Source organism: Dyella sp. (assembly GCF_035277725.1).
In the GTDB taxonomy this organism is placed as follows: domain Bacteria; phylum Pseudomonadota; class Gammaproteobacteria; order Xanthomonadales; family Rhodanobacteraceae; genus Dyella_B.
Window position 1 is genome coordinate 1 of sequence record NZ_DATEJY010000026.1, and the last position, 9,430, is coordinate 9,430.

Sequence of the window (9,430 nt, forward strand, 5' to 3'; positions counted from 1 at the left end):
AGGCGCTGGCTGACGAGTTAGGCATTCCCCGTACTCGCATTTCCGAAATCATCAATCACAAAACAGAAAAATTCAGCGCCGACAAGCTGATTGGGCTGCTGCATCGCGCTGGCAAGCGAGTGGAAGTGCGCGTGCGATAACATTGAACCTACGACAAGGGCGACTATGCACACATCCGCATGCAAGCCGCGGCATTTCACCAAGACCGCCTTGGGGAGCGGTCGCACCATGCGGACAGGCCCGTGCACGGCGCCACCTCCGCCGGTCGGACACGCCGGCGTACTCCTCCCCTAGACGTGCACGGGCTATTTCCTTAGCCACTGCACGTTCAAGCCGGCGAGCACATCCGCTTTCACGCGGGCTTTACGCGACGCTTGCCCCTTTGCACGAGCCTTGTGCGAAATTCCGCACCGAAGTGCAGTAATTGGCACAAGACGTCTCGTTGATTATTACGGCAGGATGAAAGCCGACCACGTTTCATATTACTTGTATTATCAAAGCGACAATTCGGCCGTTACCAGCGTTTTTTTGGGGGAGTGGCATGCAGCACGGGGTAGATCAACGCAGGCGTTTTCTCAAGGGTGCGGCAACTGCTCTTGCCGCAGCCGTCGCCGCACCGCGCGCAGGCGCATTCGATCTGGCCGAGCCGGCCGGAAAATCAAAGTCACCCAAGCAGGCCATTCCCGATCAAGCGGTACGTTGCGTGCAGTCATTTGCACTGAATCAAGTGCATTTGCTGGATAGCGATTTCACGCGTGCCGCCGCCATCAACCGGCATTACTTGCTAAGCCTGCCCACCGATCGGCTGATGCATACCTTTCGCCTGCAAGCCGGCATTGCCTCGCACGCTACACCGCTAGGCGGCTGGGAAAAGCCCGATTGCGAATTGCGCGGCCATTTTGCCGGCGGCCATTATCTTTCGGCCTGCGCGCTGGCCTATGCCAGCAACGGCGACGAGGCACTCAAGGCGCGCGGCGATGAACTGGTAAAGGCGCTTGCCGCCTGCCAGCGCCCGAACGGTTATCTCAGCGCTTTTCCCGAAAGCTTCTTCGATCGGTTGAGCCGCGGCCAGAAAGTTTGGGCGCCGTTCTACACCACCCACAAGATCCAGGCCGGCCTGCTCGACATGTATCGCCTTGCCGGCAATCAGCAAGCGTTGCAAGTCGCCATCGGCATGGGCGACTGGCTCGTGCATTGGGTCAATGGTTTTTCCGATGAAGAAATGGCACACATTCTCAAGACCGAATACGGCGGCACCAACGATTCGATGTATGAGCTGTACGCCATTACCGGCAATGAACGCTATCGTGATGCGGCGCATCGCTTCGACCAGGCGTCGCTGTTCGATCCACTGGCCGCCTATAGCGATCAATTGAAGGGGCTGCACGCCAACACGCAGGTTCCCAAGATCATCGGCGCGGCGCGGCGCTATGAACTGACTGGCGAACCGCGCTACCGGCGGGTGGCCGAGTTCTTCTGGGAAACCGTCACGGAAAACCGCACTTACGTTACCGGCGGCACCAGCAATGGCGAGTTCTGGCAGACCGGTCCCGGCGACCTGAAAGGTCAGCTCGGCTTGTACACGGCCGAATCCTGCGTGGCTTACAACATGTTGAAGCTCACACGTCATGTCTACAGCTGGAACGGCGATCCGCGCGCCTTCGACTACTACGAACGCACGCTCTACAACGCCCGCCTCGGCACGCAGGATGCGGACGGGATGAAGCTCTACTTCTACCCGCTGCGTGCAGGCGCCAACAAGTTCTACAACTCGCCCACCGATTCGTTCTGGTGTTGCACCGGTACCGGTGCGGAAGAGTTTGCGCGCTTCAACGACAACATCTATTTCCACGATGGGGACGATCTCTACGTCAACCTGTTCGTGCCTTCCGAACTGAACTGGGCGGAGCAAGGTATCAGCTTGCGCCAAGAGACGCGCTTCCCGCGCGAACAACGCACCACCCTGCAACTCAAGCTGGCGCAACCGAAACAGTTTGCGCTGCATCTGCGCATTCCGTCCTGGATCGGCCCCAACGCGAAAGTGCGGGTGAATGGCCAGGCCTTGGATGCGTTTGCTTCGCCCGGCAGTTACCTGAGCGTGCGGCGCGAATGGCACGATGGCGATCGCGTGGAACTCGATCTGCCGATGCAGCTGCACACCATGCCGCTGCCTGGCGACGACAACCAGATCGCCATGCTGTACGGCCCGCTGGTGCTAGCGGCGCGGCTCGGCAGCGAGGGCCTCACGCATGCCGTGCAGTACGGTGGTTATGGCACCGGTCCTGATCCGGAGCCACCCGCGCAGCCTGCACCGCGCATCACCGCCGCCACGCCGAACACCACCGATTGGATGCGCGTCGTCTCCGCGGACGAACTGCGCTTTGAAGCCACTACCAGCCAAGACAAGCAAGCCGTTGCGCCGTTGAACGAGATCTACGGCGAACGCTATGCGGTCTATTGGCAGAACGACAGCGACACGTCTTCCGGCAACGGATGAACGTAGTGCGCGCACCGTGACTGCGGTGCGCGCCGATCAGGAACGATCCGCGGCAGTGAGCGCTCACCGCTGCGTTCGTCAAGGGGGACGGCAAGGTGCTTGCGCCGAGCCATAAGGATACATCGGAATAGCCATTGCGCATGCCGCCCTCGTGACGGCAGCGGACAGGCATGGAGCCTTTCAACGTTGTCTTCGGTCTGCGCCGCTTGCCGGTGCACGGTCAGTGCTGCGCCTTTTTCATACGTCACGTCCATTCCAGTGAGAGAACAACATGGTCAGTGCATCTTGTGTTTCGGTCAGCCCTTCATCCCATCGCCGTTCCTCGCTGATGGCGCAGGCCATTCGCGTTGCGCTGACATTCGGCTTGCTTGCAAGCGGCACGCTGTATGCGCAAGACAACGGCTCGACGTCGCCAACGCAAAACAGTGACACCTCCAATGCCAAGGCCAAGACACTCCAGGCCGTCACGGTGACCGGCTCGTTGATCCGGCGCGTCGACGTGGAAACGGCCAATCCCGTCACCACCATCGATAGCGGCCAGATTGTCGCCAGCGGCAAGCCGACCCTGGGCGACCTGATGCAGAACCTGCCGTCCGTGGCGGGCAACGCGACCAATCCCAGCATCAACAGCGGCGGCGGCACCGGTGCATCGACCGTTTCGCTGCGCGGTCTGGGTGATAACCGCACCTTGGTGCTGGTGAACGGACATCGTGTGGCCTACAACGACGTCAACAGCATTCCGGCCAACATGATCGAGCGCGTCGAAGTACTTACCGATGGCGCGTCATCGATATACGGCTCGGATGCAATCGGCGGCGTGGTGAATTTCATCCTGAAAGACCACTACCAAGGCGTGCAGCTGAGTGCCGATTACGGCGAAAGCTCGCACAGCGATGGCAATCGCCGCAGCTTCAATCTGCTGGCGGGGCTATCCGGCGAGCGTGGAAAGTTCATCGTATCGCTCACTCACCAGACGCAGAATCCGATTGCATCCGGTGCACGCGACTACTCGGCGTACACACTGGCGTTTCGCAATGGCCAAGTGGTGAAAGTGGGTTCCTCGGCAACGCCAGGCGGCTTGATCCAGGATGCCAGCGGCACCTATGTCACGCTCAATAACGGCACCACAGGCGCCCCCACTCTGGCGGATTATCACCCGTACAACTCGACCACCGACTCCTACAACTACGCGCCGTACAACCTGCTGCTTACGCCGCAGGACCGCAGCAACATCTCGCTGTTCGGCTCCTACAAAATCACGCCGAACGTCGAAGCCTACTTCAACATGTTCTATACGAGGACGTCGGCGTCGTCGGTCATCGCACCGGTACCGATCTTCGCGAACTCGGATGATTTCCTGGTTCCATCCACCAATTACTACAACCCGTTCGGGCTCAACTTCGGCACCGATCGCACCACCGGCAACGGCTACAACGATTTCAATATCCGCCTGACCTCGCTGGGCAATCGCACCTACGTCAACAAGACCTACGATTTCCAAATGACGCCTGGCATACGCGGCAATTTCGGCGATAGCAGCTGGCAATGGAACGTGGACATCAATTACGGCAAGGTGAGGCAGAAAACGCTCAACAACGGCTTCCTCGACTATACGGCCTTCGAGCAGGCGATCGGTCCGTCGTTCCTGTCCGGCAGTGGCGCGGTCACCTGCGGTACGCCATCGGCGCCGATTGCCAATTGCACGCCGATCAACATCTTCAATCCCAACGACCCCGCCTCGATCGCGGCTTTGAAGAAACTGGTAGTGAATCCCGATTCGTTCTACCGCTATACGCTCGAGCAATTTGAAATGGGCGCCAACGGTGAGCTGTTCGACTTGCCCGCCGGCGCCGTGAATCTTGCCGCCGGTCTTTCGTATCGCCGCGAATCGCAATCAGATGGCACGGATACGCCCAATGCCATCGCGATCAACGATGGTCCCTATGCCGGCCTTTGCGGCGTGGTGGAGTTCTGCGCCACCCAGCTCAGCGGCAGCTACAACGTGAAAGAGGCATATGGCGAATTGTTCGTGCCGGTGCTGGCCGATCTGCCGTTCGCGCATGCCTTGAACATCGACATCGGCTCGCGCTTCTCTCGCTATAGCCTTTCCGGCACCACCACCAACAGCAAGATTGCCCTGGAATGGAAGCCGATTGCCGATTTGTTGGTGCGCGGCACGGCATCGCAGGTGTTCCGCGCGCCAAACATCAACGAACTGTTCGGCGGCACATCCGGCGGCGCCCTCGCCGCCACCGACATCTGCAACGGCTACACCGGCGGGCATCCGCAGGCCTGCGCCAATGTGCCGACCGACGGCAGCTTTCAGCAGAGCAACCCGCAGCTTGGCGTCAGAGGCTCCGGTTCGGCCGCGGCGGGCTATGACCTGAAACCGGAGTTCGGCCATTCATTCGATTACGGCGTGGTCTACGACCCGCATTGGCTGCCGGGCCTGTCGCTCAGCGCCGATGCGTGGCGCATTCAATTGCGCGACACCATCGTCGATGGCCTGGACCCCACCACTATCCTCAACGAGTGCTACTTCAGCGACCGGCTTTGCAGCCTGATCCATCGCGCCGGCAACGGCCAGATCAGCTATATCAGCCTGCCTACCGTCAATCTCGGCGAAACCTCGGCCAGCGGCATCGATTCGACCATTCAATACAGCTTCAACGCCGGCGACTACGGCAAGGTCAACGTCAGCCTGGCCAGCACCTACATGCAGCGTTACGACGTGGACACCGCACCCGGCGACAGCGCCGTACCGGTGACGCATTGCGCCGGCTCCTACTGCTCGGTGTACGGCGAATTTCCGCGCTGGCGCGGCCTGGCCACGCTCAACTGGAGCAAAGGCCCATGGAGCGCAAGCTGGACCATGCGCTACGTCGGGCGCACCCGCGTCGGCAGCGCCGATCTCTCGCAAGGCTACTCCGCCGACGAAAGCATTCCCGGCGTCGTGCATCCCATCGGCGCCTACGTGTTCCACAACATTTCCGGCAGCTATGCGCTGGCGAAATACCACACCACCCTGTCCGCCGGCATCGACAACCTTTCCGACAAACAGCCGCCGATGTTTTATCAATGGGGCAGCAATGGGAATACGGACGCGTATACGTATGACTTGATTGGGCGGTATTACTGGATGCGGGCGACGGTGTCGTTTTAAGGGGACCATTGACCGGCGATCGTGCGACGTACGATCGCTGACATGGGTGTTTCATAAGCTATGCGTGTAGTCGATGTGAAATATTAAAAACCATCGCTAAGCAACTGCTTTTGGGTCACCCATGCCCCGAGCACTCCATCACTGCGTGCATTTTTCCCCTGCTAAATTCGGCCAATCCGGTAGGTGGTCTACCGGCTCTCGAAGGGGAAAACCCAAATGTCACGCACCCAAGAAATTCGTAACGCTTTACTCGGCGGTCTTATTGCTATCGGCTTGACGTCTACTGCCTTTGTGCAAACTTCCGCACCCGGTACCGCCAAGGTTTATCGCAGCGGCCCGACAACGGCTACGGCGATATCACATCTCAATGGCGCGACAACTGACACGATTTGCAATACGTACAACTGTGGAGGCGGTCGACGCAGCTAACACCATCGAGCCCACCGTGGGTGCTGCGATAACTTCAACGCACCCACAATTGAGTTTGATGCGACTGGCATCGCTCAACGGTCCTTAAGTATTGCGCATCATAAAGCAGCACGGAAACGCTAGCGCATGTTGCGCCGCGCCTGGAATGCACAATGCCGTCGAACAATTCTGCTTGCGTGGTAAGGGACGGCCCTTGATTTAGATTCATGCCAAGCTTTACCGCAATGTTGCCGGATAGGGCAATGCGACGCGCCAGCCTGCCTACGTCCGTGTCGTCGGTGACGCCCACTACGCGAAGAGCAGCCCAGCGGCGACCATGCAGCCTGCCTCCGCGCAACACCAATGTGACCTGCGAGCAGGTGAGTTGAGTGCATACCTGAACAATCGCCTCGCATGCCGCGCGATAGATTGCTTGATGCACTGCGGGGGCTAACTGCGATAAACCGCGGCCGCCCATTTCGAAGTTGTAAGCAATGCCTGCCTCGTCCAGCACGCGCCCAATGGTTTCCTTGAGTGCCGCCGGCAATCCGCGCTCACGCCAGGCGACCGGATGAAACGACTCAGCAAGACCGTAAATGCGGGCTTTCGTCTGCGCCGCGTCCCTGGCAAGGGTCGCACGTTCGTCGGCCGTCAAGAACCGTTGCACATTTCGCAAAATTCGCCCATGCGCAAGCGATACCGCCCCGCCAACGAGGTCCAATTGCGCCGATGCCTGCCGCATACGAAGTTCACCCTGGTGTAGCACTTGTTGGGCGACGCTGAGTGCTTTGCCTACCGATAGGCGTTCCTGCTGTTGTGCGTGAAGTTGGGACGTAATGCGTGCCCCCATAGCGAACAAGAAAGTGACGGCGAACGCGACGAAGAATTGCGCCTGTATCACCATCGGATCAGGAACCGAAAGCGTAAGGACGCAGACGCAAGCCACGGCGAGAGGACCTGACGCTGCGGCTCCACGCCAGCCATATTTGAGCGTAAGCCAAGCCACTGGAATAAACAGCGACATTTGCATGACGACCGCACTATTTGCATCCGCCTTGGCACTGATGAAGGCAACTACTATCAGTGCCGGCAAACCGCAAAGAACGGTATCAGACGTGAGTGGGCTATTCGTTGCCTCTACCAACATTTCCCGTATCGAGCGGCCATTGCGCGCAACCCGAAGAAATAGCGGCCAAGTCGCTATCGTGAGGATAGCGACATAGCTGCCCACGAAAACTCCGGCAAACATGATCAGGCTTACATGCGTTGTGGGATCAGTCGCGGTGAGATATCCCACGTAGGTGATGATCGCCCAGAGCAGCGACGTTACTAACGCACAGATGAGAAGCACTTTCATATCGACGACACGCTGTGCTGGAAACAACGCCAATCGACTGCGACAAAACCACACAACAGGCATGGCAATCGCCACAGGGGGAACCGACCAAATGGAGGCGGTCACCACGCCAAACAGCTCAACGCCCTGAAAGACCGAATAGGCCAACGGGATCGCCTCGCCGATCGCCAAGGCCACCCAGTAGCGGTAAGGAATCAGCAACAGGCACGCAAATCTCAGGCCCGAAGTCAGTGACCAGTGAGCATCGGAAAATGGTCGTATCGCGCAGTAAGCCAACGCATAAGCGACAGCCACGGCAATCTGGATGATCCATTTAAGCCCACGAACCCGTGTTTCCTTCCCCATGCTCCGTGCCCCTTGCCCGAGATGCGGTAACGCTTTGCTGTTTTCCCATTGGGCCCATCTGATATCAGCCCATAAACACAATCTTTGAATGTTACCCGTGAAGTGCGGGTGTAATGGCCTTTCACCGGAAAACGCATACCGGAATGATGTGGGCATACTTGGCACCGCCCCACACCCCTCGCCAATAGCCGTAAGTATAAGCCTAGATCGAAGTTCTATTGGATCGAGGCGGGCCGGGAACCCGAATAACGCCGGTTAAGACATCCCAGCAGGGCGCTCATCTTAGTTTGGCCCCTTTCTTGCGTTAATGCCGGGATGAAATCCCAGCCTTGGCGGGCATGCCTGTTCGAGCAGCAAAACAGACATTTCGATCTGACGACGAAGGCCCGACTACCTGAAGGGCGCCCGGTATCGAAGCAGGCTAGACTCACGCGAAACTTCGCCAAGGGGGTATCGGATGGATTACAAGCAGCCTCCGCTCAATCGCGGCGTGAATCCGTTGAAGATGAATTGGCTGTGGCGGCTGATCTGCCAGGTCGGTTACGTTGCCGAGGACGATGTTGCATCCGCGCTGCGCCACGGCGATATTCATGCAACTCATGAGCGTATCGCTGGATGGCTCAAGTCGGAGGGTGAGGAAGGCTATTTCCCGCTCACCATTGCGGAGATGGAGCAAAACCTGCGTGCCCTTCTCGCCGCGCGATCCGAATCGTCGCCACTGGGAAAGGGCGAGGCTTCAAATGATTGATGCACGACCCCTGCCATCAACCGGCATCGGCAACGTCAGTACGCATCACTTTGACTGGATAGGCGTCCAACCCTTTTACGCGCCTCGCACTTTCATAGCCCGATCTAACGCTTAAGGAAAACAGATGCAGTCCATGGTTAAACGAATGATCGTCTTGCTGGCGCTGCTGACTGGTCCAGCTTGGGCGCACCCCATCGGCACCCTCAAACAGATTTCCATTCATTCCGCCGCGCTGGCCGGCAATCTGGTAGGTGATCCCGTCGATCAAACGTTTGCCGTCTATCTTCCACCCTTCTATGAAAGATCCACGAAGCGTTATCCCGTGGTTTTTCTGCTGCATGGTTACGGCGACACCAACGACGCCTGGATTCATCATTTCAACGTGCCGGCCATGCTGGATGATCTCATTGCCAAGCATGCGATCAAGGAAATGATCGTCGTGATGCCCAATGCCATGAATCGCCTATTGGGCAGTTTCTACGCCAATTCGCCGGTGACGGGACGATGGGAGGATTTCATCGCCGAGGAAATCGTTGCTCGTGTCGATCATGATTTCCGCACACTCGCGACGGCAGGCAGCCGTGGCGTTGCGGGACTTTCGATGGGCGGGTTTGGAGCCATACGCTTGGCCATGCATCGGCCGGACGTCTTTTCCGTGGTCTACGCCATGAGCCCCTGTTGCCTGGATGCCATCGAGGACATCGGTTATGGCAATAGCGCCTCCTGGCATGGCTTGCTTCAATTCAAGACCTATGCTGACGTGGACGCGGCGATCAAACAAGGGGAGTTCTACCCGGTCGCGGCCCTCGCGGTGCTGTCGGCCATCGATGCCGACCCCGCCGCGCCATTGCATGTGAAGATGCCGGTGCAGGAAGTGGGGCACGAGTTGATGCCACGTGAGCCTGAGTACAC

General features: G+C 58.7%; 6 protein-coding genes. 5 read left to right on the forward strand and 1 reads right to left on the reverse strand.

Translation table 11 applies throughout. The annotated features are described in order from the left end of the window. The first annotated feature begins 5 nt into the window (after positions 1-5). The 3 genes from VJR68_RS01630 to VJR68_RS01640 all read left to right on the forward strand — a co-directional run bounded on the left by VJR68_RS01630 (position 6) and on the right by VJR68_RS01640 (position 5,660). Positions 6-140, forward strand: coding sequence for an XRE family transcriptional regulator (locus tag VJR68_RS01630; RefSeq protein ID WP_324145807.1), 135 nt, complete (start codon positions 6-8; stop codon positions 138-140). A 401-nt stretch (positions 141-541) separates the two neighbouring features. Next, positions 542-2,497 carry a glycoside hydrolase family 127 protein gene (locus tag VJR68_RS01635; RefSeq protein WP_324145802.1) on the forward strand — a complete coding sequence of 652 codons (1,956 nt, stop codon included), beginning with the start codon at positions 542-544 and terminating at the stop codon, positions 2,495-2,497. A 328-nt stretch (positions 2,498-2,825) separates the two neighbouring features. Then, entirely contained in the window at positions 2,826-5,660 is a 2,835-nt protein-coding gene (locus VJR68_RS01640; RefSeq protein ID WP_414647717.1) for a TonB-dependent receptor, read from the forward strand. Positions 5,661-6,123: 463 nt separating this feature from the next. On the opposite strand, the gene VJR68_RS01645 is transcribed toward VJR68_RS01640, so the two are convergent. After that, positions 6,124-7,926: an MASE1 domain-containing protein gene (locus VJR68_RS01645; protein ID WP_324145804.1), complete on the reverse strand. Its 1,803-nt coding sequence runs from the start codon at positions 7,924-7,926 to the stop codon at positions 6,124-6,126. A 301-nt stretch (positions 7,927-8,227) separates the two neighbouring features. On the opposite strand from VJR68_RS01645, the gene VJR68_RS01650 reads away from it, so the two are divergent. Both VJR68_RS01650 and VJR68_RS01655 read left to right on the forward strand, forming a co-directional pair. Continuing rightward, the gene (locus VJR68_RS01650; RefSeq protein WP_324145805.1) at positions 8,228-8,518 is read left to right on the forward strand and encodes a hypothetical protein; all 291 of its coding nucleotides are present in this window, start codon (positions 8,228-8,230) and stop codon (positions 8,516-8,518) included. Between the two features lie 154 nt (positions 8,519-8,672). Then, a partial coding sequence (locus VJR68_RS01655; protein ID WP_324145806.1) for an alpha/beta hydrolase occupies positions 8,673-9,430 on the forward strand: 758 nt, incomplete at its 3' end.